General features: G+C 61.0%; 25 protein-coding genes. 9 read left to right on the forward strand and 16 right to left on the reverse strand.

Annotated features, from left to right (window positions below; translation table 11 throughout):
- Window positions 1-18 precede the first annotated feature (18 nt).
- The 3 genes from rimK to HX817_RS17900 are packed head-to-tail and all read right to left on the reverse strand — an operon-like array spanning window position 19 to window position 2,199.
- Entirely contained in the window at window positions 19-924 is a 906-nt protein-coding gene (gene rimK, locus HX817_RS17890) for a 30S ribosomal protein S6--L-glutamate ligase (RefSeq protein ID WP_003213178.1), read from the reverse strand.
- A complete protein-coding gene (locus HX817_RS17895) occupies window positions 921-1,385 on the reverse strand; it encodes an ATP-dependent zinc protease (protein ID WP_177040797.1) in 465 nt (154 codons plus the stop codon). The genes rimK and HX817_RS17895 overlap by 4 nt, the downstream gene beginning before the upstream one ends.
- Before the next feature lie 34 nt (window positions 1,386-1,419).
- Window positions 1,420-2,199 carry an EAL domain-containing protein gene (locus HX817_RS17900; protein WP_134325546.1) on the reverse strand — a complete coding sequence of 260 codons (780 nt, stop codon included), beginning with the start codon at window positions 2,197-2,199 and terminating at the stop codon, window positions 1,420-1,422.
- A 116-nt stretch (window positions 2,200-2,315) separates the two neighbouring features.
- On the opposite strand from HX817_RS17900, the gene HX817_RS17905 reads away from it, so the two are divergent.
- Window positions 2,316-2,723: an RNA-binding S4 domain-containing protein gene (locus HX817_RS17905; RefSeq protein ID WP_003213184.1), complete on the forward strand. Its 408-nt coding sequence runs from the start codon at window positions 2,316-2,318 to the stop codon at window positions 2,721-2,723.
- Between the two features lie 42 nt (window positions 2,724-2,765).
- On the opposite strand, the gene HX817_RS17910 is transcribed toward HX817_RS17905, so the two are convergent.
- Window positions 2,766-3,566, reverse strand: coding sequence for a phosphatase PAP2 family protein (locus tag HX817_RS17910; protein WP_134325547.1), 801 nt, complete (start codon window positions 3,564-3,566; stop codon window positions 2,766-2,768).
- Between the two features lie 125 nt (window positions 3,567-3,691).
- On the opposite strand from HX817_RS17910, the gene hslO reads away from it, so the two are divergent.
- Together hslO and HX817_RS17920 are read left to right on the forward strand one after the other, a co-directional pair.
- Window positions 3,692-4,594, forward strand: a complete 903-nt coding sequence (gene hslO, locus HX817_RS17915) for an Hsp33 family molecular chaperone HslO (protein ID WP_177040742.1) — start codon at window positions 3,692-3,694, stop codon at window positions 4,592-4,594.
- Window positions 4,595-4,773: 179 nt separating this feature from the next.
- Window positions 4,774-6,315 carry a phosphoenolpyruvate carboxykinase gene (locus HX817_RS17920; protein WP_003213191.1) on the forward strand — a complete coding sequence of 514 codons (1,542 nt, stop codon included), beginning with the start codon at window positions 4,774-4,776 and terminating at the stop codon, window positions 6,313-6,315.
- 57 nt (window positions 6,316-6,372) lie between these two features.
- On the opposite strand, the gene HX817_RS17925 is transcribed toward HX817_RS17920, so the two are convergent.
- The 4 genes from HX817_RS17925 to HX817_RS17940 form a co-directional block, all read right to left on the reverse strand.
- Window positions 6,373-7,224 carry a DMT family transporter gene (locus tag HX817_RS17925; protein WP_087692724.1) on the reverse strand — a complete coding sequence of 284 codons (852 nt, stop codon included), beginning with the start codon at window positions 7,222-7,224 and terminating at the stop codon, window positions 6,373-6,375.
- A 114-nt stretch (window positions 7,225-7,338) separates the two neighbouring features.
- Window positions 7,339-7,716, reverse strand: coding sequence for a DUF1493 family protein (locus HX817_RS17930; RefSeq protein WP_177040744.1), 378 nt, complete (start codon window positions 7,714-7,716; stop codon window positions 7,339-7,341).
- A 309-nt stretch (window positions 7,717-8,025) separates the two neighbouring features.
- Entirely contained in the window at window positions 8,026-8,619 is a 594-nt protein-coding gene (locus HX817_RS17935) for a putative adenosine monophosphate-protein transferase Fic (RefSeq protein ID WP_003213199.1), read from the reverse strand.
- Complete coding sequence (locus HX817_RS17940) at window positions 8,619-8,789, reverse strand: YhfG family protein (RefSeq protein WP_003213201.1); 171 nt, start codon at window positions 8,787-8,789, stop codon at window positions 8,619-8,621. Before HX817_RS17940 ends, HX817_RS17935 begins: the two co-directional genes overlap by 1 nt.
- Before the next feature lie 209 nt (window positions 8,790-8,998).
- Here HX817_RS17940 and HX817_RS17945 point away from each other — a divergent pair, with 209 nt between their 5' ends.
- The 3 genes from HX817_RS17945 (at window position 8,999) to HX817_RS17955 (ending at window position 12,400) form a co-directional block, all read left to right on the forward strand.
- Window positions 8,999-10,936, forward strand: coding sequence for an ATP-dependent DNA helicase RecQ (locus HX817_RS17945; RefSeq protein ID WP_177040746.1), 1,938 nt, complete (start codon window positions 8,999-9,001; stop codon window positions 10,934-10,936).
- 114 nt (window positions 10,937-11,050) lie between these two features.
- Complete coding sequence (locus HX817_RS17950; protein ID WP_003213205.1) at window positions 11,051-11,908, forward strand: M15 family metallopeptidase; 858 nt, start codon at window positions 11,051-11,053, stop codon at window positions 11,906-11,908.
- A gap of 60 nt (window positions 11,909-11,968) precedes the next feature.
- Window positions 11,969-12,400 carry a thioesterase family protein gene (locus HX817_RS17955; RefSeq protein WP_003213207.1) on the forward strand — a complete coding sequence of 144 codons (432 nt, stop codon included), beginning with the start codon at window positions 11,969-11,971 and terminating at the stop codon, window positions 12,398-12,400.
- A gap of 89 nt (window positions 12,401-12,489) precedes the next feature.
- Here the strand turns inward: HX817_RS17955 and HX817_RS17960 are convergent, their stop codons facing one another.
- From HX817_RS17960 to HX817_RS17975, 4 genes are all read right to left on the reverse strand, one after another.
- Entirely contained in the window at window positions 12,490-12,972 is a 483-nt protein-coding gene (locus HX817_RS17960; protein WP_008435777.1) for a glycine zipper domain-containing protein, read from the reverse strand.
- 231 nt (window positions 12,973-13,203) lie between these two features.
- Window positions 13,204-15,552 (reverse strand): FdhF/YdeP family oxidoreductase, encoded by a 2,349-nt coding sequence (locus HX817_RS17965; RefSeq protein ID WP_003213210.1) that lies wholly within the window; start codon window positions 15,550-15,552, stop codon window positions 13,204-13,206.
- On the reverse strand, window positions 15,549-16,388 hold the full coding sequence (gene fdhD / locus HX817_RS17970) for a formate dehydrogenase accessory sulfurtransferase FdhD (RefSeq protein ID WP_177040748.1): 840 nt from the start codon (window positions 16,386-16,388) through the stop codon (window positions 15,549-15,551). The genes HX817_RS17965 and fdhD overlap by 4 nt, the downstream gene beginning before the upstream one ends.
- Before the next feature lie 95 nt (window positions 16,389-16,483).
- A complete protein-coding gene (locus HX817_RS17975) occupies window positions 16,484-17,371 on the reverse strand; it encodes a LysR family transcriptional regulator (protein WP_177040750.1) in 888 nt (295 codons plus the stop codon).
- 130 nt (window positions 17,372-17,501) lie between these two features.
- Between HX817_RS17975 and lysM the strand changes: the two genes are divergently transcribed.
- Window positions 17,502-17,942, forward strand: a complete 441-nt coding sequence (lysM, locus tag HX817_RS17980; RefSeq protein ID WP_003213215.1) for a peptidoglycan-binding protein LysM — start codon at window positions 17,502-17,504, stop codon at window positions 17,940-17,942.
- A gap of 120 nt (window positions 17,943-18,062) precedes the next feature.
- Here the strand turns inward: lysM and yrfG are convergent, their stop codons facing one another.
- Complete coding sequence (gene yrfG, locus HX817_RS17985; RefSeq protein ID WP_003213217.1) at window positions 18,063-18,725, reverse strand: GMP/IMP nucleotidase; 663 nt, start codon at window positions 18,723-18,725, stop codon at window positions 18,063-18,065.
- Window positions 18,726-18,812: 87 nt separating this feature from the next.
- On the opposite strand from yrfG, the gene nudE reads away from it, so the two are divergent.
- Together nudE and cysQ are read left to right on the forward strand one after the other, a co-directional pair.
- Complete coding sequence (gene nudE, locus HX817_RS17990) at window positions 18,813-19,379, forward strand: ADP compounds hydrolase NudE (RefSeq protein ID WP_003213218.1); 567 nt, start codon at window positions 18,813-18,815, stop codon at window positions 19,377-19,379.
- Window positions 19,376-20,212 (forward strand): 3'(2'),5'-bisphosphate nucleotidase CysQ, encoded by an 837-nt coding sequence (gene cysQ / locus HX817_RS17995; protein WP_003213220.1) that lies wholly within the window; start codon window positions 19,376-19,378, stop codon window positions 20,210-20,212. The genes nudE and cysQ overlap by 4 nt, the downstream gene beginning before the upstream one ends.
- 113 nt (window positions 20,213-20,325) lie before the next feature.
- On the opposite strand, the gene HX817_RS18000 is transcribed toward cysQ, so the two are convergent.
- Genes HX817_RS18000 through HX817_RS18010 form a run of 3 tightly spaced genes read right to left on the reverse strand, consistent with a single transcriptional unit; the run spans window position 20,326 to window position 23,999 of the window.
- Window positions 20,326-20,781, reverse strand: a complete 456-nt coding sequence (locus HX817_RS18000) for a YiiD C-terminal domain-containing protein (RefSeq protein ID WP_003213222.1) — start codon at window positions 20,779-20,781, stop codon at window positions 20,326-20,328.
- A 27-nt stretch (window positions 20,782-20,808) separates the two neighbouring features.
- Entirely contained in the window at window positions 20,809-22,194 is a 1,386-nt protein-coding gene (locus HX817_RS18005) for a sigma-54 dependent transcriptional regulator (protein ID WP_003213224.1), read from the reverse strand.
- A complete protein-coding gene (locus HX817_RS18010) occupies window positions 22,191-23,999 on the reverse strand; it encodes an ATP-binding protein (RefSeq protein WP_023659335.1) in 1,809 nt (602 codons plus the stop codon). Before HX817_RS18010 ends, HX817_RS18005 begins: the two co-directional genes overlap by 4 nt.
- Window positions 24,000-24,011: the final 12 nt, after the last annotated feature.

Here is a 24,011-nt window from a genome sequence, read left to right on the forward strand (position 1 = left end):
TTTACAGGTTGGGTGTCCTCAACCTTTGCCTTTGGTCCTGGTCATATTCGGCCCACCACTCTTCTCCAGATGCTGAATGATGATCCCCGCCACATCCTTGCCGGTGGTGGTCTCAATTCCTTCCAGGCCCGGTGACGAGTTCACCTCCATCACCAGCGGCCCGTGGTTGGAGCGCAATATATCCACACCCGCCACGCTCAACCCCATGACCTTGGCTGCCCGCAGTGCGGTCATGCGTTCTTCCGGGGTGATCTTGATCAGGCTGGCACTGCCGCCACGGTGCAGGTTGGACCGAAACTCACCCGGCTTGGCCTGGCGCTTCATCGCGGCAATCACCTTGTCGCCCACCACGAAGCAGCGGATATCCGCACCGCCGGCTTCCTTGATGTACTCCTGCACCATGATGTTCTGCTTGAGGCCCATGAACGCCTCGATCACCGACTCGGCCGCAGTCGCGGTTTCACACAGCACCACGCCGATGCCCTGGGTGCCTTCCAGCACCTTGATCACCAGCGGCGCGCCGTTGACCATCTCGATCAGGTCGGGAATGTCATCCGGGGAGTGCGCAAAGCCGGTGACCGGCAAGCCAATGCCACGGCGCGATAGCAACTGCAGCGAGCGCAGCTTGTCCCGCGAACGGGCGATAGCCACCGATTCATTGAGGGGAGACACCCCCATCATTTCAAACTGGCGCAGTACCGCGCAGCCATAGAACGTCACGGAAGCACCGATACGCGGGATCACCGCATCGAAGCCTTCCAGCGGTTTGCCCCGGTAGTGGATCTGCGGCTTATGACTGGCAATGTTCATATAGGCGCGCAACGTATCGATCACCACCATCTCATGGCCACGTTCGGTGCCGGCCTCGACCAGGCGACGGGTGGAATACAGACGCGGGTTACGCGACAGCACAGCGATCTTCATGCAGCACCTGTGGCAGAGGTAATAGAGACCGGGAACACCGGCTTGTCTTGAACGTATTTGACGCCGGGACTGACCACCAGTTGGCCGTCAATCAGGGCCTTGGAGCCCAGCAACAGGCGGTAACGCATGGCCTTGCGGCAGGCGAGGGTGAATTCCACCCGCCATACCCGATCGCCCAGGGCCAGGGTGGTGCTGATCACATACCGCACCTGGGCCTGGCCGTTGGAGCTTTTAATGGTTTTCATCGCCACCAGCGGTGCTTCGCAGCGCCGGTGACGCAGTTGCACCACGCTGCCCAGGTGCGCGGTGAAGCGCACCCACTTTGCACCGTCGCGCTCAAATGGCTCGATCTCGGTGGCATGCAGGCTTGAGGTACTGGCGCCGGTGTCGATCTTGGCGCGCAGGCCTGCCACTCCCAAGTCGGGAAGTGCCACCCACTCACGCAGACCCACAACGGTCAAATGGTCAAATGTCTTCAATATGAATAACCGGCAATTAATTCGCCCAGGCGGCGGGTGATACCTCGGCCAGGGCTTTGAATGCAGGCTTGGCGAACCAGTAGCCCTGCATCAGAAATATTCCACAGTCGGCGAGAAAGTCCCGCTCGCCGGCACTTTCGATGCCCTCGGCGATGACAGTAACGCCCAACTGCTCACAGATTGTGACAATCCCCCGGACGATCACCTGACGGACACGATCACGGTCGACATCGCGGATCAGCGCCATGTCGAGTTTGATCAGGTCAGGTTGGAAATCGGCCAGCAGATTCAGCCCCGAATAGCCCGCCCCGAAATCGTCGATGGCGGTCTTGAAGCCGAATTCGCGGTATTCACGCAGAATATTCGTCAAATGGCGATAGTTATCTACATGCTCGCTTTCCAGGGTCTCGAAAATCAGCCGATCCAACGGAAAATTATGCGCGCGGGCCGCCTCCAGGGTGCTGCGGATGCACAGTTCTGGTCGATAGACCGCATTGGGCATGAAGTTGATTGAAAGGTGCGTCTGCATGTTGAGTGTCGAAGCGGTGGCGATCGCGCGGGTGCGGCATTGCTGGTCGAAACGGTAGCGATTGCTGTCGTTGACCTGATCCAGCACCGACATCGCGCCCTCACCATTCACGCCGCGCACCAAGGCTTCATGGGCAAAGATCGACTGGTTACGCAGGTCCACGATAGGCTGATACGCAAAGGCGAACTCAAAGCCCAGCGGCTCACTTTGCTGGCAGCCCGCACAGGCTTGTTTGGGCGAGGTCAGTGAAATGGGAAAGTCGGTCACACGTTAACCTCGCGAAAACAGGATGCTACCTGGCGTATCTTAGGTGAGCTCAAGGGTTTATGCGTTGAAGGGTTTCAACGGTAAAGTTGCGACATTTTTCAGAGCGAGGAATTCAAGTGGCTCAGAAGCAGGAAGAGGAAGAAAAAGTCCGTTTGGACAAGTGGTTGTGGGCGGCGCGTTTCTTCAAGACCCGTGCCTTGGCCAAGGCGGCAATCGAGAGTGGCAAGGTGCATTGGCGCGGCGAGCGTTGCAAGCCCGGCAAGGAGCCACGCATCGGCGATGAGTTTCAGATCCGTGCCGGGTTTGATGAACGAACCGTCGTGGTCCAGGCGCTTTCAATTGTGCGAAGGGGCGCTCCCGAGGCGCAGGCGTTGTATACCGAGACAGAAGCCAGCATCGCCAAGCGCGAAAACGCGGCGGCCATGCGCAAGGCCGGCTCCCTGGGCATGACCACCGACGGCAAGCCAAGCAAGAAACAGCGGCGCGACCTGTTCAAGTTTCGCGGCAGTGGCAATGATGATTAATCGGCAGACCGCAGGAGCCAGGTCAGCTCCTGCTATTTCAACTCAAACGCTGCGAATCACGCTCAAGCGATTAACCAGCGGTACTCGCCGAAACAACTCAAACACCGGGCCCGTCACTCGCACCAGCCCCCGCGAAACCTTCGCTGCAAAGGGCGTGTAGTAACCCCAGCCCAACGCCAACAGCGCCAGCAACACCCCACCGATATAATCGTCCTGCCCCCAATGCGCACCGGCTACCAGCCGCGGCATCATGAACAGCAGCGCCAAGCCCCAGATCACCAGCACCTGCCCGATCCGCTTGGCAAACACGGTCATGAACATCCCCCAGATCAGCAATACCGATGCATGATCCCCCGGGAAGCTCTGGCTGGAGCGGTCCTTCAACTCCCATGTCTTCTCCAGGCCCGGGAAATAGTCGCTCATCTGAATCGCGCCGCTGATCACCATCGACGGGCTATGGTGTTGCCAGCCCATCTGCGCTGCCAGCTTGGAAAACAGCATGCGGATAAACAGCAACAGCAGCAGAATGCCCAGGAAGCCGAAAAACGCCTGGCGCACTTCAATCGCCTTGAACACCCAGTCGCCACGGATCAACAGCGTCAGCAGAATCACCCCGACCACCGCGTCAAACGGCCGCAAACTGGCCACCGCCCACACATGCAGCCACGCGGAGCTGCTTGCCAGCGGGTCATTGAGCAGATGAAACAGCCACTCGTCGAAAACCGTGCAGAGCGCCTGGCCCGCCGGCCAGAGCCAAAAACACAGCAGCCCCACAGCGAGTAAATTACACAGGGCCAATCGACCGAGGTCCCACCTGGCTTGGAACAAACCCGGATTGTTCATAAACTGTTTCCTCTTAGCTTTAAAGCGCTTCGTTTTCCCGCAGAAGGCCGCACCAAAACGGTGCTAAAGCGTGTAATTCTATAAACCTTGTCATCTTTTTGTCATCAATTCAGATACCCAGACCTATGACTGATCTACCGGATACCGACTTCACCCAACGCTTCATCTTCGACGACAGCGACGCCCGCGGCGAACTGGTCGCCCTGGAGCGCAGCTATGCCGAAGTCCTCGCCAAGCACCCCTATCCGGAGCCGGTCGCGCAATTGCTCGGCGAACTGATGGCGGCTGCCTCGCTGCTGGTGGGCACCCTGAAGTTCGATGGCTTGCTGATCCTGCAGGCCCGCTCCGAAGGCCCGATCCCGCTGCTGATGATCGAATGCTCCAGCGAGCGCGAAATCCGTGGGCTGGCCCGCTACGACGCCGACCGCATCGCCGTCGATGCAACCCTGGCTGACCTGATGCCTGACGGCGTGCTGGCCCTGACCGTCGACCCGACGGTAGGCCAGCGTTACCAGGGCATCGTCGACCTCGACGGCGAAACCCTGTCCGACTGCTTCACCAATTATTTCGTGATGTCCCAGCAAGTGGGCACCCGCTTCTGGCTCAACGCCGACGGCAAGCGCGCCCGTGGCCTGCTGCTGCAACAACTGCCGGCCGACCGCATCAAGGACGAAGAAGACCGCGCCGACAGCTGGGCCCACATCACCGCCCTGGCCGGCACCCTGAAAGCCGAAGAGTTGCTGGGCCTGGATAACGAAACCATCCTGCACCGCCTCTACCACGAAGAGGCCGTGCGCCTGTTCGACGTGCAGTCCCTGCGCTTCCACTGCAGCTGCTCCCGCGAGCGCTCGGCCACTGCCCTGGTCAGCCTGGGCCTGGAAGATGCGCAGGACCTGGTGGTGGAGCACGGTGGCAACATCGAGATCGACTGCCAGTTCTGCAACCAGCGCTACCTGTTCGACGCTGCCGATATTGCTCAATTATTCGCCGGCGCGGGCGTAGACACCCCTTCAGGCACCCGCCACTAAAACGTTTAAGCACAGGTAAATCACCTGACAAACGCCGGATTTCCGCCGTTCTGACCGGAGGGCCCTACTCTTTTTGGGCTTTTCTGGCATAATCCGGCCCACTTTTTTCGCGGTAGTAGTGCGCAACTTTCTACTACAAAACGTTTGGAGCACTCGGCCACTGGCCGACGGGGAACCTCATGACGCAAGCCAATAACGCCGTATACACCGATCTGAGTGTTGACGATCTGGTCAAAGAAGCCCTGCAGCGCGGTGAAGGCGTGCTTGCCGATACCGGTGCGCTGGTCGTAGAAACCGGTCACCGTACCGGCCGTTCGCCAGTCGACCGCTTCATCGTTGAAGAGCCTTCCACCCAGGCTGCCATTGCCTGGGGCCCGATCAACCGCAAGTTCCCGGCCGACAAGTTCGATGCCCTGTGGGCTCGCGTCGAGGCATTCAACAACGCGCAAGAGCATTTCGTTTCCCACGTTCACGTAGGGGCTGCAGAAGACCACTACCTGGCCGTGAAAATGACCACCCAGACTGCCTGGCAGAACCTGTTCGGTCGTTGCCTGTTCATCAACCCGGCCCAGTACAACCCGGCCGGTCGTGAAGAGTGGCAAGTGCTCAACGTGGCCAACTTCGAATGCGTGCCAGAGCGTGACGGCACCAACTCCGACGGTTGCGTGATCCTCAACTTCGCCCAGAAAAAAGTCCTGATCGCCGGCATGCGTTACGCCGGTGAGATGAAAAAAGCCATGTTCTCGGTGCAGAACTTCCTGCTGCCGGCCTCCGACGTGCTGCCGATGCACTGCGCCGCCAACATCGGCGAAGCCGGCGACGTGACCCTGTTCTTCGGTCTGTCGGGCACCGGTAAAACCACCCTGTCCGCCGACGAAAGCCGCTACCTGATCGGCGACGACGAACACGGCTGGGGCGAAGGTGTGGTGTTCAACATCGAAGGCGGTTGCTATGCCAAGTGCATCGACCTGTCCGAGAAGAACGAGCCGGTGATCTGGAAAGCCATCAAGCACGGCACCGTGCTCGAAAACGTGGTGATCGACGATGCCAAGCACGCCGACTACACCAACGTCAGCCTGACCCAGAACAGCCGCGCCGCCTACCCGCTGGAGCACGTGGCCAAGCGTTCCGAGAAAAACCTCGGTGGCGAGCCAAACGCTGTGATCTTCCTGACCTGCGACCTGACCGGCGTACTGCCGCCCGTGTCGATCCTCAGCGAAGAACAAGCGGCGTACCACTTCCTGTCCGGCTACACCGCTCTGGTGGGCTCGACCGAAATGGGTTCGGGCGGCGGCATCAAGTCGACCTTCTCCACCTGCTTCGGCGCGCCATTCTTCCCACGCCCGGCTGGTGAATACGCAGAACTGCTGATCAAGCGCGTGCGCGGCTTCGGCTCCAAGGTCTACCTGGTCAACACCGGCTGGACCGGCGGCGGCTACGGCGTTGGCAAGCGCTTCAACATCCCGACCACCCGTGGCGTGATTGCAGCGATCCAGAGCGGTGCGTTGATTGGTGCCGAGACCGAGCACCTGGACACCATCAACCTGGACGTGCCATTGGCTGTACCGGGCGTCGAGACTGGCCTGTTGAACCCACGTAACACTTGGGCTGACAAGGCTGCCTACGATGAAGCGGCGAAAGCGCTGGCGGGTCTGTTCATCGAGAACTTCAAGAAGTTTGAAGTGAGCGATGCGATCAAGGCTGCGGGTCCGAAGTTGTAAGATTCGGCCGTTGTGAAAAAGCCGCCCCTAGTGGGCGGCTTTTTTGTGGGCGAAGGATCAGTCGACGAGGTGCAGAACCACGGCTCCCACTAACACCAGCACCACACCGGTCACTTGCACCGCTGACAGCCGCTCCTTGAAAAACACAAACCCCAGAATCGCGGCGATCCCACCGGACAGGGTGCTGATCACCGTCACCACGGAAACCGACCCCGCCATTGCGCCCCACGAGAACGCCGAGAACCCACCTAGGTTCATCAGGCTCGCGCTGGTCAGCGTTGCGCAGTTTTTCAGCGGTGGGATTTTCAGGCCGTCTTTGATCTTAAGCACCATCAACACCAGGACGCACAGGCCAACCAAATACCCAAGCCAAAGCATCGTGACCGGGCCAAGCGTCGGCAGGGTGTAGCGGCCCTGCACCCAAAAGCTTGTGCCGTAGAGCAACGCTGCGAGCATCGCGTAGGCGATTGAGCGGCTGGAACTGTTGTGAGGGACGCCATTGTCCTTGTGAATGCTGGACAGGATCACGCCAATTACGCAGAGAGCGATGCAGCCGAGTTGGATCAGGCTGATGTGTTCGCCGCTGGCCCATGACAGCAAAGTAGTCACGACACCGTAGGACGTCACCAGCGGCGCGACAATCGCCGCTTTGCCCAGCGAGAAGGCCTTGGACAGCGCAAGGGCGCCGGAGACGGTCAGCAGGGCTGCTGCGGCTCCCAGGAGCCACACACTCAAAGGCGCCGCGAGGGATTTGACGAGGAAGGCCGGGAATATGACCAGCAGAAGGGTCATGATCAGGAAGCCCAGCGCCTGGCCGAAGTACACCGCGCGTTTGACGCCGACAGCTCGGGCGTTGAGGCCCACGAGGAAGTCCGTGCCGCCCCAGAGCAGGGCGGCCAGCAGGCCCATTAGTACGTCCATGTAAGGTCCTTGTTATTTTTTGAAGGCTGCGGTGTATTGGCTTATAGGTGTGCTGACTGTCCGGGCCTCATCGCGGGCAAGCCCGGCTCCCACAGTTGATCTTCAGCGTGTTTGGGGTTTGTGTTCGCTCAGGTTTTCCAGGGTTTGCGTGTCCCAGCGTTGGGCCTTGATAGCCAGGTAAAGCATGCCGATGGTCAGCGGGATTTTGTCGCCGCGGCCTTTGGCTCTGTGCTTCAGGAAGACATCGAAGACGGGAGGTTGGAAATAACGATAAGCGTCGTAGTCGTTCAAGTCGACAGCGAAGCCTTGCTCCAGAGCTTCCATCAATTGATTGGCTTCGGCGCCGTCGCAACCCAGGTCCAGGTTGATGGCCGTTTCAAGGCGCAGCGTCTTATGTTCAGGCAGGCCAATTTCTTCATGCAGCAGTTGCAGGAGCTGCTGCATCGCGATGTCTTCGGGGAAGTTGGGGGCCAGGTTCATGGTGGTTACGCGAGAGTGGGTGGAGGCGACCGACTTTATCGATGGCACCGCGATCCTTCAAACGAAACTGGTCAAATGTGGGAGCCGGGCTTGCCCGCGATGGCGGTGTTTCAGTGGTAAAGGTGTTGTCTGACACTCCGCTATCGCAGGCAAGCCAGCTCCCACATTTGATCGTTCCCACGCTCCGCGTGGGAATGCATCCCGTGACGCTCCGCGTCACCAGTGTTCATGGCTTGGGTCGTGCGCGGATGACGGGACGCGGAGCGTCCCTGGCGGCATTCCCACGCGGAGCGTAGGGAACGATCGGGGCTAGCGCGGGGTGCTGATACACCGCTCGAAAATCGCCTCCAACCCCCGATAATCACACGCCACCGCATCAATGTTCGCCGGTATCCACGCTGCGTTCTTCACCAGCCACCAGTTCACTGAAAACCCGGCATTCACGATGATCTGCTCGAACAGAATCCGCTGCGCCCGGCCATTCCCTTCGCGAAACGGGTGGATCACGTTGAGGTCGCCATAGGCCTCGGCAATTTGCGTCACCAACTCTGCCTGGGTAACCCCGACAAACCAGTTCGCCTGCGCCATGTGCTGGATGATCTTGCTCGCCTCAGGCGGGATACGCTCCGGTGTGCAGAACAGCGTGTCGCCTTTCTGGATGTTGACAGTACGCAGTTCCCCGGCCCATTCGTAAATGTCTGCGAACAGGGTGCGGTGGATGTGTTGCAGGCGTTCCAGGTCGTAGGGCGGGGGATACAGCGGAAGGCTGCCGACAGCGATTTCAGACAGTTCCCGCTCGGCCTGGTGCAGGCGTTCTTCGTCGAACAAATCGAGGCGGTTACGCAGGACGCTGCTACCGGGGTAGCAGTACGGGTCCTGGCCCACGCCATATTTGTCGAGCATCAGCGTGGGGTGTTGCGGTACTTGGCGAGGACGGCTTCGCGGGTCGGCAGGGGTTTGTCGACGTCGGCGGGCTGGGTGTCGAACCCTTCCAGGCGCAGGCTGGCGAGGTAGTTGGAACGACGGATCTTGTCGTAGTGATCCTGCTTTTGCTCAAACGTCAGTTCGGCCATGACAGCGTCCTCTCGGTGCGAAGGTTGATTGTAGCGCAATGAGTTTCGAGATGCGTCCCGCGTAAGGTTGGAACGATTCTTACGGGTGCCTACTCCACTTCCCAGGCTGTGTATCATCCAGACTCTTTTTTCCTTGCGACCTTTCTCGATTCGCTGAATCCGCTGGTCTATGTTTTGGGCTCGTTCAGCGGTCAATGGAGTGACAGCTTATGCACAACACCCTCCAACAGGTCTTTGGTTATCCACAGTTTCGTTTGGGCCAGGAGGCGGTGGTCAGTGCCGTGCTGGCCGGCCGTTCGGCGGCGGCGATTTTTCCCACCGGTTCCGGCAAGTCCCTGTGTTATCAACTTTCCGCCGTGTTGCTGCCGCACCTGACGCTGGTGGTGTCGCCGTTGCTGGCGCTGATGCAGGACCAGTTGGGTTTCCTGCAGCGCCACGGTATCTCGGCGGGCAGCATCGACTCGGCCCAGAGCCGCGATGATGCCAATGACGTCATGGCCCGGGCGCGTTCGGGCGAGCTGAAGATCCTGATGGTTTCCGTGGAGCGCTTGAAGAACGAGCGCTTTCGCAACTTCCTGCAAAGCGTGCCGATCTCGCTGCTGGTGGTGGATGAGGCTCACTGCATTTCCGAATGGGGCCATAACTTTCGCCCGGACTACCTGAAGCTGCCGGATTACCAGCGCCAGTTCCGCATCCCCCAGGCGCTGCTGCTGACCGCCACGGCGACGCCCAAGGTGATCGCCGACATGCAGGCCAAGTTCGCCATTGCACCTGACGATGTGATCACCACCGGCTTCTACCGCTCCAACCTCAACCTGCTGGTTGAGCCCGTCAGTGGCCAGGACAAGCGACGACGCCTGGTGACGTGGATGCAGGAGCGAGCCAATCAGCCAAGCATCGTCTACGTCACGCTGCAAAAAACCGCTGAGCAGATTGCCGAGCATTTGAATCGCAATGGAATCCAGGCCGAGGCTTATCACGCGGGCCTGGCTCACGATAAGCGGGAAGCCATTCAGAAGCGATTCATGGGCGGGCAGTCCAACTGCATCGTCGCCACCATTGCCTTCGGCATGGGCATCGACAAAAGCGATATCCGCAACGTGGTGCACTTCGACCTGCCCAAATCCATCGAGAACTACAGCCAGGAAATCGGCCGTGCCGGGCGTGACGGGCAGCCGTCTGAGTGTCTGGTTCTGGCCAACCGCGACAGCCTGAATATCCTGGAAAACTTTGTGTACGGCGATACGCCGGAACAGGAAGGTATTCGCCGAGTCCTGGAGGAAATACAGGCGGTCCGTGCCGATGGACAGTGGGAGTTTATGCTCCGGTCACTGTCGGACCACAGCAACATCCGTGAACTACCGCTGAAGACCTTGCTCGTGCAGCTTGAACTCAAGGGTGTGATTGCGCCGCGCTACGCGTTTTATGCCGAATACCGCTTCAAGTATTTGATTGAACCAGAGGCATTGCTGGCGCGTTTTACCGGCGAGCGGCAGCAGTTTGTCGCAGCGATTATCCAGGTCTGCAAACGGGCGAAAACCTGGGCGACGGTGGACTTCGACGCGCTGTATCAACAGCACCAGGCCGAGCGCAGCCGGGTGGTGAAGGCCCTGGATTACTTTCAGGAACAAGGCCTGATCGAGATGGAAAGCCGGCAGATGACCGAGGTTTACGCCCTGCTGTATACCGACTTCGATCCACAGGCGCTGAGCACGGAGTTATACACAGGCTTCAAGCAGCATGAGGTGACGGAGGTGGCGCGAATTCACGCCATGCTGGATCTGTTCGCCACAGAGGAGTGCCTGGGTTACCGCCTGGCGCACTATTTCGGCGATGAAAACGCGCCCCGGCAGTGCGGGCACTGCTCGGTGTGCCACGGTAACGTCGCCCACTTGCCGGCGCCGCCGAACTTGCCGCCGCTTGTGGATAAAAACTTTCTCGCGCTGTGCGGTGAATTTATCCACAGCCACCATGAATACAGCGGCGACTTGCCGAGCGCGGAGCGGCTGACACGGTTTTTATGCGGTCTCAGCGTGCCGTTGTTTACCAAGCTGAAGGCACGAGGGATTCCAGGTTTCGCGGTACTGGAGGAGTATCCCTATGCAGAGGTTCGTGAATGGGCGGAGGCAGGGTTGGAGGCACTCTGATTTCCGGTCTGGAGGGTCGCGCTTTCCCTTCCAGTGGCAGACGCCGCCGACAGCCGGACCGTGCCCGCAGGTGAGAAGGTTTGACGCTTCACTTCTTCTGCAAAGGAATTGCCCATGGCTTTTGGTTTTTCTCGTGGTGTTGTCCCCGGCGTCTTGCTGTTCGCCGGGTTGCTGGTCGCACAAGGCACGCTGGCCTCGGTCATCCCGTTGAGCGTGAATGACTGTCGGCAGATGCAGCTTCGCAACACTATCACCGCCGCCAATCCATTGCCCTGCGCACGCCTGGCGCGGGTGACGTTCAGCTATGTGGACTTTGGCGGAGTGCTGCATAACAACGGGCAGCTCGTGGTGCTGGATGCCATCGCACCCCATGTGGAGGAGATCTTCAGGCAGTTGCTGCAACGTCGGTTCCCGGTGCATCAGGCGGTCAGGCTGGAAACCTATCGAGGCAACGACAAGGTCTCGATGGCCCGCAACAATACCAGTGGTTTTAATGGGCGCCAGGTCAGTGGCGCTTCGGGGTGGTCGCTGCACGCCTATGGCGCCGCAATTGACCTTAACCCTCTGCAAAACCCATTCGTTTTGTTCGGGCGTAACCCGCGAGGTGAATTCACCGGCCAGGCCACTGTTGAGCCCAGGGCAAGTACCGCAAATGCCGTTAACCGCCTGGATGCCCGCCCCGGCAAGCCGGCGCGCCCTGGCCGGGCAGAAGAGGTGATTGACCTGTTCGCCGAACACGGCTTTTTGACCTGGGGTGGTTATTGGGATTTTCCGCTGGATTACCAACACTTCCAGATCGGCCGGCGTTCGTTCGTGGAGTATCTGGCGCGGGTCACGCCGCAGCAGGCCAGCGCTGCCGTCGAGACCTATATCACCGCCTATCGCCAGTGCCTGCAGCAATCGGCCGAGACGGATCAAGCGCTCAAGCGTATGGCGTGCGTCCAGCAAACGATTGAGCAAAGCCCAACCTAGGCTTGCGGGTAGTGCTTGAACCCAGTATCAAGAGAGCCTCCTCCTGCCCGGGTTTTACCGATGACCAACGCCATGCCACAACGCGCCGATTACCGCCACTTCCAGCCGATCATCACGCGCTGGCACGACAACGATGTATATGGCCATGTGAATAACGTCACCTACTACAGCTTCTTCGACACCGCGGTGAATACCTACCTGATCGAGCAGGGCGGGTTGGATATTCATGACGGCGAAGTGGTTGGGTTTGTGGTGAGTTCGGCGTGCGACTACTTCGCCTCGATTGCCTTTCCGGACCGCATCGAGATCGGCCTGCGGGTGGGCAAGTTGGGCAACAGTTCGGTGCAGTATGAGTTGGCGGTGTTCAAGGCGGGAGAAGAAGATGCCTGTGCTGCGGGGAGGTTTGTGCATGTGTTTGTGGATCGGGCGTCGAACCAGCCGGTGACGATCCCGGGGATGTTGCGCGAGGCGTTACAGCGATTGGTGATCTGAATACGATCTGCGAAGCAATGAAAATCAAATGTGGGAGCGGCGCACCGCCGCTCCCACATTAAACCCGCGTTGTTCTTTCGATTCGCGCGTTACCGGTGGTGGCGATAGTGATGCTTGTTTTTGCGATGCCCATAAGCATGGCCGCGCCCGCGATGGTCGTCGCGGTCATAGCGGCGGTTATCACGCCCACGGTAACGACGATCATCGTCATCGCTCTTGTTGCCCATGTAGTTGCCCAGTGCGCCACCGGCGCCACCGCCGGCTGCTGCGCCGATCAGGCTGCCGGTGCTGCCGCCGACACTGCGACCCACCACGTTGCCGCCGGCCGCGCCCAATGCGCCGCCGATGGCTGCTTCACCGCGGCTGCGCTTGTCTGCGCCCACCGCACTGCCGCCTGCGCCGCCAAGAGCCGCACCGATAGCTGAACCAGTGTTACCGCCCAACTGCTGACCTACGACAGAACCTAGAACCCCGCCCAATGCGCCGCCCACACCGGCTTCGGTGGTGCCACCGGCCATGGCTGCGCCACTGACCAGGCCAAGGGACAACAAGAGAATCGAGGAGAACTTCATAGAGGAACCTCAAGAGGATGACGGCGCGATCCTGAGGTTGTATCGAGACGGTGACAATCGAAACCCGACCAGTGGTATGGGTTGTATACAATTCTCTAAGTTACTGTTTTGTATGAGGAACTTAAATGAGTTTTGCGAGTCTTTAGTTACTTCGGAACGGCCGCTTTTATGCAAAAGCGGCCTTTTTTGTGCCCGTAAGAAACTCGGGTGCTGTCTGTGGCGAGGTGTCGCTTAGGCCGACTTCGCCATGATCAAGCCGGTTGCACTCGCTGCTTCCAGGCGGATCGCTACAAACTTCGACGTAGGCGTATGGCTGCCATCCCCCGTGCTTTCCAGCGGCACCAGCGGATTCACTTCCGGGTAATAAGCCGCAGCCTGCCCCGCCGGAATATCAAATGCCAGCAAGGTAAAGCCCTTCACCCGACGCTCACGGCCGTCGTCCCAGATCGACACGATGTCAGCCTTCTGCCCCGGCTTGAAGCCCAGGCGGATGATGTCGGCTTCGTTGACGAACAACACATCCCGCTGGCCCTTGACCCCGCGATAGCGGTCGTCCAGGCCATAGATGGTGGTGTTGTACTGATCGTGGGAGCGCATCGACTGCATGATCAGGTCCGGCAATTGCCCGGTGTTGCGGGTGCGTTCGTGCACCAGGTCCTTGGGCAGGATGTTCGGGCGGAAGTTGGCGCGGCCCGACGGGGTGTTCCAGCGACGGGCGCCAGCCGAGTTGCCCAGGTAGAAACCGCCCGGGTTTTTCAGGCGCTCGTTGAAGTCCTTGAAGCCCGGAATGGTGTCGGCGATCAGGTCGCGAATACGGTCGTAATCGGCCACCAGCCAGTTCCAGTCCACCGGCTTGCTGCCCAGGGTGGCGGCGGCAATGCCCGCCAGAATCGCAGGCTCGGATTTCATCTGTTTCGACAGCGGCTGCAGCTGGCCGTTGGAGGCGTGGACCATGCTGAACGAGTCTTCAACGGTCACGGCTTGCGGGCCTTCGGCCTGGATGTCGATGTCGGTGCGGCCCAGGCATGGCAGGATCAGCGCGTCCTTGCCATGCATCAGGTGGCTGCGGTTGAGCTTGGTGCTGATCTGTACGGTCAGGTCGCAATTGCGCAGTGCTTCAAAGGTGCGTGGGCTGTCCGGCGTGGCTTGGGCGAAGTTGCCGCCCAGGCCGATAAAGACCTTGGAGCGGCCTTCGAGCATGGCGTGAATCGCTTCCACCACGTTGTGGCCGTTATCGCGCGGCACCTGGAACTGGAAACGACGCTCCAGGGCATCGAGGAACGCCACCGGCGGGCGTTCGTTGATGCCCATGGTGCGGTCGCCCTGCACGTTACTGTGGCCACGTACCGGGCACAGGCCCGCGCCCGGGCGGCCGATGTTGCCGCGCAGCAGCATCAGGTTGGCGATTTCCTGGATGGTCGGCACCGAGTGGCGATGCTGGGTGATGCCCATCGCCCAGCACATGATCACGTTCTTGCCTTTGGCGTACATGCGCGCCGCTTGCTCGATCTCCACCAGGGTCAGGCCGGACTGCTCGACGATTTCATCCCATGAGGTGTCGTCGATCTTGCCCAGGTAATCCAGCACGTTGGCGGTGTGTTCGTTGAGGAAGTCGTGGTCGAACACGGCCTCCTTACCTTCGGCCTGGGCCTGGCGTTCCCACAGCAGCAGGAACTTGGCCATGCCCCGCAGGATGGCCATATCGCCTCCCAGCGCCGGGCGGAAGTAGGCGGTGTTGGTTGGCTTGTCGCCGTTGGTGAGCATTTCCAGCGGGTGTTGCGGGTGCTGGAAGCGTTCCAGGCCACGCTCTTTCAGCGGGTTGATGCACACCACCTGGGCGCCGCGTTTTACCGCTTCGCGCAGTGGCTCCAGCATGCGTGGGTGGTTGGTGCCGGGGTTCTGGCCCCAGACGAAAATCGCATCCGCATGCTCGAAGTCATCGAAGGTCACGGTGCCTTTGCCCACGCCTACGCTTTGCGCCAGGGCGACGCCGCTGGCTTCGTGGCACATGTTCGAGCAGTCCGGGAAGTTGTTGGTGCCGTAGGCGCGCACAAACAGTTGATACAGGTAAGCCGCTTCGTTGCTGGCCCGGCCCGAGGTATAGAACTCGGCCATGTCCGGGTTTGGCAGCGCATTGAGGTGCTTGCCGATCAAGTCGAAAGCCGATTCCCAGCTGATGGGTTTGTAACGGTCGGTTTCGGCGTCGTAGCTCATCGGCTCGGTCAGGCGGCCCTGGTACTCCAGCCAGTAGTCGCTCTGCTCCAGCAGCGCGCTGACGCTGTGCTTGGCGAAGAATGCCGCGTCGACCCGGCGCTTGGTGGCTTCCCAGTTGACCGCCTTGGCGCCGTTCTCGCAGAACTTGACCATGCCGCTTTCCGGCGAGTCGCCCCAGGCGCAGCCCGGGCAGTCGAAGCCGCCGTTCTGGTTGGTCTTGAGCATCATGCGGATGTTTTTCAGCGCGTTGTCGCTGGTCAGCCAGGCTTGCGCCACGCTGATCAGTGCGCCCCAACCACCCGCCGGGCCTTTATAGGGCTTGTAGCGCGGGGTGGGTTTGTCGTCGGCTTGATGATGATTGCTCACGCTTGATTCTCCATCGCAGGGCTATAGACCCGCGGCGCACTTTTCTGCGGCAGGTGGATGAGATTGAGGTTGTGCCGGCGAGCCCATTGCAGGGCCAGGCCGGTGGGCGACGACAGGCTGACCAGGGTCTGGATGCCTGCACGCAGGACTTTCTGGATCAGTTCGAGGCTGCAGCGACTGGTAACAATCGCCAGGCCGCCGTCGGTCGGAATGTTTTGGCGGATCAGCGCACCGATCAGCTTGTCGAGGGCGTTATGCCGACCGATGTCTTCACGGCCCAGCAGCAATTCGCCCTGGTTGTTCATGAACACCGCCGCATGCACCGCGCCGCTGTACTGGCCCAGCGGTTGGAACGCGCTGATGCGCTGGCGCAGGCCATCCAGCCATTCGGCAGGCGGCAACGGCGCGCCGGGCAACACCTTGAGGTTGGGCAGCGCCTGCTCCACGGCTTCTACGCCGCACAGCCCACAGCCGCTGGTGCCGGCGAGTTGCCGGCGCTGCTGCTTCATATTCCAGAACGCGCGGCTGGAAATCTGCACCTGAGCGTATTGGGTCGAGCCCGAACCGCTGATTTTCAGGTCATAAATGTCGCTAACGTCTTCGATAATGCCGCTACCGATGCTGAATCCGACGATAAAGTCTTCAAGGTCGGTCGGCGTCACCAGCATCACCGCCTGGCTGATGTCGTTATAGGCAATCGCCAACGCAACTTCCTCGGCAAGCGCGGTGCGGGCCGATTCGGTGTGTTCGAGATTACAAAACTGGTAGCTCTGGCTGGCGGCGGGCGCGGGCGTTTCGAGGGCGGGCGCCGCGCAGACTGGGCGCTGGGCGTTCATTGGGCATTACCACCGGGAGTATTCAGCTGTAAGACTAGGCGCGACAAAGGGTCGCGTCTAATCGTCAGTACTGATCTACCGATAGATGCCGTCGATCAAGTCTCGATCAGCGATTTCTGGTACAGCGCAAAACACGCTTCCGCCAAGGCCGAACGGGGTGCACTGCGGCGCATGATCAACCCCAGGCGAGCCAAAGTTTGAGCATCTTCAATGGGTTGCAGGCGCAGGTGCTCGGTGAGGGCGTCGAGGCCGCCGTCCAGTGGCATCACCGCGCAACACAGGCCGCCGTGCACCGCTTGTAACAATTGATGGACGGCATCGGTCTGCAACAGCGGCTGCGGGTTGAGGCCACGGCTGTGGAAGTTATGGTCGATGGACTGGCGAAAGTGCATGCCGCTGGTGAGCATGCCCAAGGGCAGTTCGATCAGCGCCTCCCAACTCAGGGGCTTGTCGCCGAAGCTGAAGAACCGTTGGTCGTACAGCAGGCCCATGCGGGTTTCGCCCAGGGCCAGGGAGTCGAAACGTTCGGCGTCCAGGCGCTCGAGGTACGACACACCGAGGTCCAGGCGGTTGCTGGCAAGTTGTTCAAGTATTTGCTCGGAGCTTAACGCGGACAACTCAAAGCGCAGGCTGGGGTGTTCCTTGTGCAGCTTCTGCATCAACGCCAGCGGATCGAAGCTCGACAACGGCACCACCCCCAGGCGCAACGTGCCTACCAGGTTGCCGCGACACGCAGCGGCCTCGGCCTGCAAGCCGTCATAGGCCGCCAGCACCGTGCGTGCCCAGGCCAGCACGCGTTCGCCGGGGGCGGTAAAGCCTTCGAAGCGCTGCCCGCGATTGACCAGCGGCAACTGCAGCTCGTCCTCCAGGCTGCGCAGGCGCATCGACAGGGTCGGCTGGGTAATGTGGCAGCGCGCCGCCGCCTGGCCGAAGTGACGGGTTTCGTCGAGGGCGATGAGGAATTTCAGCTGTTTGATGTCCATCTTCGCTCCGGGCTTATTCCAATGCGGTGGGATTCTAGCGTGTTTGGGTCTTTGGTCAGGCTGGAACCCAATTCTGTAGGACTGGTCTAGTCTTTGGCATCTGGAAATTAAATCCCAAGGAGAGCGCACCATGAGTCTTTTAAGCTTTGTTAAGGAAGCAGGCGAGAAGTTGATTGACCTGTTGACACCGGGTAATGCCAACGCGAGCGAGCAGTTAAAAGAGCACGTGGCCAAGGTTGGATTGGGTAACCCCAATGTGCAAACCACCGTCGACGGTGACAAGGTGACCGTGACAGGTGAAGTCGCCAGCCAGGAAGAGAAAGAGAAGATATTGCTGGCGCTGGGTAACATCGCCGGCGTTGCGAGTGTTGATGACCAGATCACTGTTTCCGGTCCTGCTGTCGCGGCGGCCCGCTTTGTCGTGGTGAAAAAGGGCGACACCCTGAGCGCTATTTCGCTGGCGGTGTATGGCAACGCCAACCAGTACAACAAAATCTTCGAGGCCAACAAGCCGCTGCTGTCCCATCCGGACAAAATCTATCCAGGGCAGACGCTGCGTATTCCTGAGTAATCCGCGGACCCAATGTGGGAGCGGGCTTGCTCGCGAAAGCGGTGGATCAGTCAATATATTCAGTGGCTGACACACCGTATTCGCGAGCAAGCCCGCTCCCACATTGGACCTTCAGTGTTGTTACAAACCTACGATCAAGTCCCGGTAATCCCCAACCGCTGCAAACTCCGCCGTGTCCTTGGGCCCCTTCCGGCTGTCCGGTTCCTTCACCGCCAGCAAGTGCCCCACGCCAAAATCCCGGGCGCTGCGCAGGATCGGCAAGGTATCGTCGATAAACAGGCTGCGGGCCGGGTCGAAGGCGATGTCGGCGTGCAGGGCGTCCCAGAACTGCGGGTTTTCCTTGGCAAAACCATAGTCATGGGAGCTGATCAGTCGCTCGAAATAAGGCGCCAACTCGATGCGTTCCAGCTTCAACGACAGCGAATCCCGATGGGCATTGGTGATCAGAATCACCCGCTTGCCCGCCTGTTTGATCGCCGCCAGGAAGGTGTCGGCATCCGGGCGCAAGGCAATCAGGTGCGCGGTTTCCAGCTTGAGCTCGCGCACCGGGATCTTGAGTTCGGCGCTCCAGAAATCCAGGCAATACCATTGCAACTGTCCGGCGTTACGCTCGAACAGCGGCTGCAGCTCCATCTCGGCCATGGCCCGGCTCACACCATGCAACTCGGCATAGCGCTGGGGCAGGTGCTCCATCCAGAAATGGTTGTCGAAGTGCAGGTCGAGCAAGGTGCCGTCCATGTCCAGCAGGACGGTGTCGATGGCGTGCCAGGGCAATGGAGGCATAAAGAACACTCATGTAAGAAAAGATATCCGACACAGACAATCGGAAAAGCCACGGTATAGTAACCCGATCACGCCAAGGAGCCGCTCATGCGCCAGAAACCCACCGTCCTCGCCCGCGAAATAGTCGCCAGTAGCCGTTTGTTCCGCGTGGAGGAAGTGCAATTGCGCTTTTCCAATGGCGTGGAGCGGACCTACGAGCGCCTGGTGGGCAGGGGTGCCGGATATGGCGCGGTGATGATCGTGGCGATGATCGACTCGGACCATGCGTTGCTGATCGAAGAATATTGCGGCGGCACCGACGAGTATGAACTGTCACTGCCCAAGGGCCTGATCGAACCGGGCGAAGACGTGTTGGCGGCAGCCGACCGTGAGCTCAAGGAAGAAGCCGGTTTCGGCGCCCGCCAGCTGGAGCACATCACCGAGCTGTCGCTGTCCCCCGGCTACATGAGCCAGAAAATCCAGGTGGTGCTGGCCACCGAACTGTATGAAGAGCGCCTGGAAGGCGACGAGCCCGAGCCGATGCGCGTCGACCGGGTCAACCTGCGGGAGCTCTCGCAGTTGGCGCAGAACGAGCAGTTCAGCGAGGGCCGCGCGTTGGCCGCGCTGTACCTGGTACGCGACCTGTTGACTCAACGTGGAGCGTTCCAGCCATGAGCGAACTGTTCCTGGGTCACCCGTTTATTGCCCCCGCGATCGAATTGGCCCGCCAGGCTGGCGAGGTCATCCTGCCGTATTGGCGCGCCGATGTTGCCGTCACCACCAAGACCGATGATTCACCGGTCACTGCCGCCGACTTGGCTGCCCATCACTTGATCCTCGCCGGGCTGACTGCCCTGGACCCGAGCATTCCGGTGCTCTCGGAGGAAGACGCGGACATTGACCAGAGCGTGCGCGCCGGTTGGCAGCGCTGGTGGCTGGTGGACCCGCTGGATGGCACCAAGGAATTCATCTCCGGCAGCGAGGAGTTCACCGTCAACATCGCGCTGATCGAAAAAGGCCGCGTGGTGTTCGGTGTGGTGTCGATGCCTACCAGTGGTCGGTGCTACTTCGGGGGGGCCGGGCTGGGTGCCTGGCGTTCCGATGTAGGTGCTGCGCCCAAGCAAATCCAGGTGCGCCAGACCCCGGCGAGCGGTGAAGCATTTACCGTGGTTGCCAGTCGTCGCCATACGAGCCCTGAACAGGATCGCTTGCTCGCTGGCTTGAGTGCCGGATTGGGCGAGTTGAAGCTGGCCAATATCGGCAGTTCTTTGAAGTTTTGCCTGTTGGCTGAGGGCAGCGCCGATTGCTACCCGCGCCTGGCGCCCACCTCGCAGTGGGACACCGCTGCGGCACAGGGTGTGCTGGAAGGAGCGGGCGGTGAAGTGCTGGAATTGAATGGGCAGCCGTTCAGTTACCCGGCGCGGGAATCGCTGTTGAATCCATTCTTTTTGGCACTGCCGGCCAAGGCTGAATGGCGTGAGCGGTTGCTGACTCTGGCCCGTTCTTAAACACAGCGCCGGTCAAAAATGTGGGAGCGGGCTTGCTCGCGAAGGCAGTGTGTCAGTCACCAGATGTATTGGCTGATCCACCGCTTTCGCGAGCAAGCCCGCTCCCACATTTGTTATGTGTGCAGGACGTACTGCCCGGTAAAGGCCACGGCCCGCTCTTCACTGCCCTCATTGACGATCCACGTCTCCAGCGCCAAGCGCGCCCGGCCATAACGCTTGTAGGTGGCGACGAATCGCTTCCACACCTTGTCATCAGGTGCCTGGCAAATCGCCGTCGCATCGGTGGTCACCGGCAGCGGATAACTGATCTGCCCTTCCTGAATCACGATGTGCCCGTCTTCAATCCCTTCCTCGCGCAACTGCAAATGCAGCCAGCCCCAACCTGCCAGAACGGCGCCGCAATACAGGCTGCCGCCAAACATGGTGCTCTTGTGGTTGATGTTGGCGTCGAGCGGCAAGCGCAGTTGCAGCTGCCGGTCCTGCCAGTCGATAACCTTGAGGCCCATTTCCCGGGTCAGGGGAATGTCGTGGTGAAGGATCGATTCCAGGTAACGGCTATCGCGACTCATGGTGGCCTCGTGGCAGGGGGAAAAGGGTCATTCGTCGTCAGCGTGACTGTTGCCGCTGTCAGCGAAGTTCAGCCCGTGCTTGCGCAGTTTGTCGTGCAGGGTTTTACGCGGCACGCCCAATGCCTCGGCGAGGCTGCGCATGGAATTGTGGGTGCGCGCCAGTTCGGCGGCGATCAGGCTTTTTTCAAACTGTTCGACCTGTTCGCTCAAGCCGCCGGGCGTGCTGGTGAGGATGCCCGGCGAAGGGCTGTCGGGGGTGCTGTCCAGCGCCAGTTCAAGGCCCAGGGCGAAACGCTCGGCGGCGTTTTGCAGCTCGCGCACATTGCCCGGCCAGCTGTGACGCAACAACAACGCGCGCTGGCCCGGTTGCAGCTCTTTCATCGGTAGCCCGTGGCGTGTGCTGGCTTCGTCGGCAAAGTGCTGGAACAGCATCAACGCATCCTCACCCCGTTCGCGCAGCGGTGGAATGCGCAGCGGCGCAACGTTGAGGCGGTAATACAAGTCCGCCCGGAAGCGCCCCTGGTCGGCGGACTGGCGCAGGTCTTCCTTGGTGGCGGCGATGATGCGGATATCCAGCGGGATCAGCTGGTTGCCCCCCAGACGCTCCACCACACGCTCCTGCAACAGCCGCAGCAGCTTGACCTGCACATCCAGGCTCATGCTTTCGATTTCGTCGAGAAACAGCGTGCCGCCGTTGGCGAATTCGAATTTGCCGATGCGCCGCTTCTGGGCGCCGGTAAAGGCCCCTGGCTCATGCCCGAACAACTCGCTTTCCACCACCGACTCGGCCAGGGCGCCGGCGTTGATCGCCACAAACGGGCCGCTGCGGCGGTTCGACAGATCGTGCAGCGCACGCGCTACCACTTCCTTGCCGGCACCGGTTTCACCGAGGATCAGCACATCAGCCTTGGTCGCCGCCAGCGCGCCAATCTGCTCGCGCAGGCGCAGCATTTGCGGGGAGTGGCCCACCAGGCGCGTACTCAATTGCTGACGGTCGCTCAGGGCCAGGCGCAGGCTGCGGTTGTCCAGCACCAGGCGGCGCAGGGCCAGGGCGCGGCGCACGCTGTCGAGCAGGGCGTCACTGGCGAAGGGTTTTTCCAGGAAGTCGTAGGCGCCGGTGCGCATCGCCTGCACCGCCAGTGGCACGTCGCCGTGGCCGGTGATCAGCAGTACCGGCAGCTCCGGGTCCTGGGCGTGGAGTTCCTTCAACAGTTCCAGGCCGTCCATGCCGGGCATGCGGATGTCGCTCACCACAACCCCCGGCCAATCCCGGGACAGGCGCGCGGTCAGGCCCTGGGCTTCGCCGAGGGTCAGGACTTTCAGCCCGGCCAGGTCCAGGGTCTGGCAGAGGGCCTGACGCAGGTGTGGATCATCGTCGATCAACACCACCTGAATCTGGTTATCGATACTCATACACTGCGGTCCTCGGACGGTTGCAGACTGACACCCGGTGCTCCGGCGCGCAGTTTCAAGGTTAACAGTGCGCCGCCTTCCTTGTGGTTAGCGAACAACAGTTCACCGCCAAAGGCGCGCATCAGGGTGTCGCAGATCGCCAGGCCCAACCCCAGGCCCTGGGTGCGGGTCTTGGTGGTGTAGAACGGCTCGCTGGCGCGGCCCAGGGCTTCCATGCAGAAACCCGGGCCGTTGTCGCGAATGTACAGGTTGACGCCCTGTTCGGTGGTTTGGGCACTCAGCCAGAGTTTGCGCGGCGGGCCTTTTTCGGTCAGGGCGTCCAGAGCGTTGGCCAACAGGTTGCCCAGCACCTGGCGCAGGCGGGTTTCGCCGGCCGCCACCCACAAGGTGGCCTCGGGCAGGTCGCGGATCAGTTCCACTTCCATTGCCCGCCGCCGCTTGGCCAGCAGCGCCAGGGCATCGTCCAGGGCCGGTTGCAGGGCCACGCTTTCCGGCGCATGCCGGTCGCGCCGGGCGAAGGCGCGCAAGTGGGCGATGATCGAGGCCATGCGCCCGGTCAACTCGCTGATCAGCTTGAGGTTGCCACGGGCGTCGTCGGTGCGCTCATGGTCGAGCAAAATCCCGGCGTTTTCCGCGTAGCTGCGAATCGCCGCCAACGGCTGGTTGAGTTCATGGCTGATACTCGCCGACATGGTGCCCAGCGCCGACAACTTGCCGGCCTGCACCAGGTCGTCCTGGGCGCGCACCAGTTCCTGCTGGGCATGTTCACGTTCCAGCACTTCCTGTTTCAGGCGTCGGTTGAGGCCTTCCAGGTCGCTGGTCCGCTCGATCACGCGCATCTCCAGTTCGCGACGGGCCTTGGCTTCGAAGGCGATGCGTTCCAGGTAGTGACGACGGCGCTGCATCATCAGGCCGAGCAACAGCATCAGCACCAGCAAGGCGGCGCCACCCACCGCGACCACGGTGCGCACCGGGCGGCTGATCAAGGTGCGCGGCGCGAGAATCTCGACTTTCCAGCCGGTTTCGGCGATGTCGGTGGATTGGCGCACCCACGCCGTCGGGCTGAGGCTCAGCGGCTGCGGGTCGCGGGTCGGATAGGGCTGGATGGCGATGATGGCGCGGCGTTCTTCATCCGTCAGCGGCCGGGTGGCGCGAAAGCGCCATTGCGGGCGCGAGGTCAGGATCACCACGCCGTTGTGATCGGTGACCAGCAGTTGTTCGGGGGTGTTGCCCCACAGGCTTTCGGTGTGGTCCAGGTCGACCTTTACCACCAGCACACCGATGATCTTGTCGCCATCGCGTACGGCGGCGGCGAAGAAGTAACCGCGCTTGGCCGAGGTGGTGCCCAGGCCGAAGAAGCGCCCGAGGCGCCCGGCCATGGCTTCGCTGAAGTAGGGGCGAAAGGAAAAATTACGCCCGACGAAGCTGTCCTGCTTGTCCCAGTTGGACGCGGCGAGGGTCTTGCCGGTGGTGTCCATCAGGTACATCACTTCCACCCCGGCCTGGGCGGCGACGTCCTTGAGCAGGTGGTTGGCGTTGACCAGGTTGGTGCTGACGTGAGGCGCGTCGATGGCGGTGCGCAGGGCCGGCAGGTCACCGAGGATTTGTGGCAACACTTCGTAGCGGTGCAGGGTGCCCAGCAGGTTGGCGACGTACAGGTCCAGCGTCTGGCGGTTCTGACCGGCCAGTTCGTTGCGGTAATAACGCTCGGCCAAGTGCTCCAGCGGCCACAACAGCGGTGCCAGGCATAGCGCCAGCAATGCCAGGCTGCGCCAGCGGGGTCTTCGCGGAAGGGGTGGAGTCATGGGAGTCGTGCG

It is taken from the genome of Pseudomonas sp. C6002 (genome assembly GCF_013385805.1).
Taxonomy (GTDB): Bacteria; Pseudomonadota; Gammaproteobacteria; order Pseudomonadales; family Pseudomonadaceae; genus Aquipseudomonas.

Coding starts and splice junctions, on each gene's coding strand:
- yrfG (WP_003213217.1), bottom strand. CDS start 18,725: ATGCCTCCATTGCCCTGGCACGCCATCGACACCGTCCTGCTGGACATG.
- nudE (WP_003213218.1), top strand. CDS start 18,813: ATGCGCCAGAAACCCACCGTCCTCGCCCGCGAAATAGTCGCCAGTAGC.
- HX817_RS18005 (WP_003213224.1), bottom strand. CDS start 22,194: ATGAGTATCGATAACCAGATTCAGGTGGTGTTGATCGACGATGATCCA.
- HX817_RS18010 (WP_023659335.1), bottom strand. CDS start 23,999: ATGACTCCACCCCTTCCGCGAAGACCCCGCTGGCGCAGCCTGGCATTG.
- HX817_RS17940 (WP_003213201.1), bottom strand. CDS start 8,789: ATGGCCGAACTGACGTTTGAGCAAAAGCAGGATCACTACGACAAGATC.
- HX817_RS17945 (WP_177040746.1), top strand. CDS start 8,999: ATGCACAACACCCTCCAACAGGTCTTTGGTTATCCACAGTTTCGTTTG.
- rimK (WP_003213178.1), bottom strand. CDS start 924: ATGAAGATCGCTGTGCTGTCGCGTAACCCGCGTCTGTATTCCACCCGT.
- hslO (WP_177040742.1), top strand. CDS start 3,692: ATGACTGATCTACCGGATACCGACTTCACCCAACGCTTCATCTTCGAC.
- HX817_RS17910 (WP_134325547.1), bottom strand. CDS start 3,566: ATGAACAATCCGGGTTTGTTCCAAGCCAGGTGGGACCTCGGTCGATTG.
- HX817_RS18000 (WP_003213222.1), bottom strand. CDS start 20,781: ATGAGTCGCGATAGCCGTTACCTGGAATCGATCCTTCACCACGACATT.
- lysM (WP_003213215.1), top strand. CDS start 17,502: ATGAGTCTTTTAAGCTTTGTTAAGGAAGCAGGCGAGAAGTTGATTGAC.
- HX817_RS17960 (WP_008435777.1), bottom strand. CDS start 12,972: ATGAAGTTCTCCTCGATTCTCTTGTTGTCCCTTGGCCTGGTCAGTGGC.
- HX817_RS17975 (WP_177040750.1), bottom strand. CDS start 17,371: ATGGACATCAAACAGCTGAAATTCCTCATCGCCCTCGACGAAACCCGT.
- HX817_RS17955 (WP_003213207.1), top strand. CDS start 11,969: ATGACCAACGCCATGCCACAACGCGCCGATTACCGCCACTTCCAGCCG.
- HX817_RS17925 (WP_087692724.1), bottom strand. CDS start 7,224: ATGGGCCTGCTGGCCGCCCTGCTCTGGGGCGGCACGGACTTCCTCGTG.
- HX817_RS17920 (WP_003213191.1), top strand. CDS start 4,774: ATGACGCAAGCCAATAACGCCGTATACACCGATCTGAGTGTTGACGAT.
- fdhD (WP_177040748.1), bottom strand. CDS start 16,388: ATGAACGCCCAGCGCCCAGTCTGCGCGGCGCCCGCCCTCGAAACGCCC.
- HX817_RS17930 (WP_177040744.1), bottom strand. CDS start 7,716: ATGAACCTGGCCCCCAACTTCCCCGAAGACATCGCGATGCAGCAGCTC.
- HX817_RS17935 (WP_003213199.1), bottom strand. CDS start 8,619: ATGCTCGACAAATATGGCGTGGGCCAGGACCCGTACTGCTACCCCGGT.
- cysQ (WP_003213220.1), top strand. CDS start 19,376: ATGAGCGAACTGTTCCTGGGTCACCCGTTTATTGCCCCCGCGATCGAA.
- HX817_RS17950 (WP_003213205.1), top strand. CDS start 11,051: ATGGCTTTTGGTTTTTCTCGTGGTGTTGTCCCCGGCGTCTTGCTGTTC.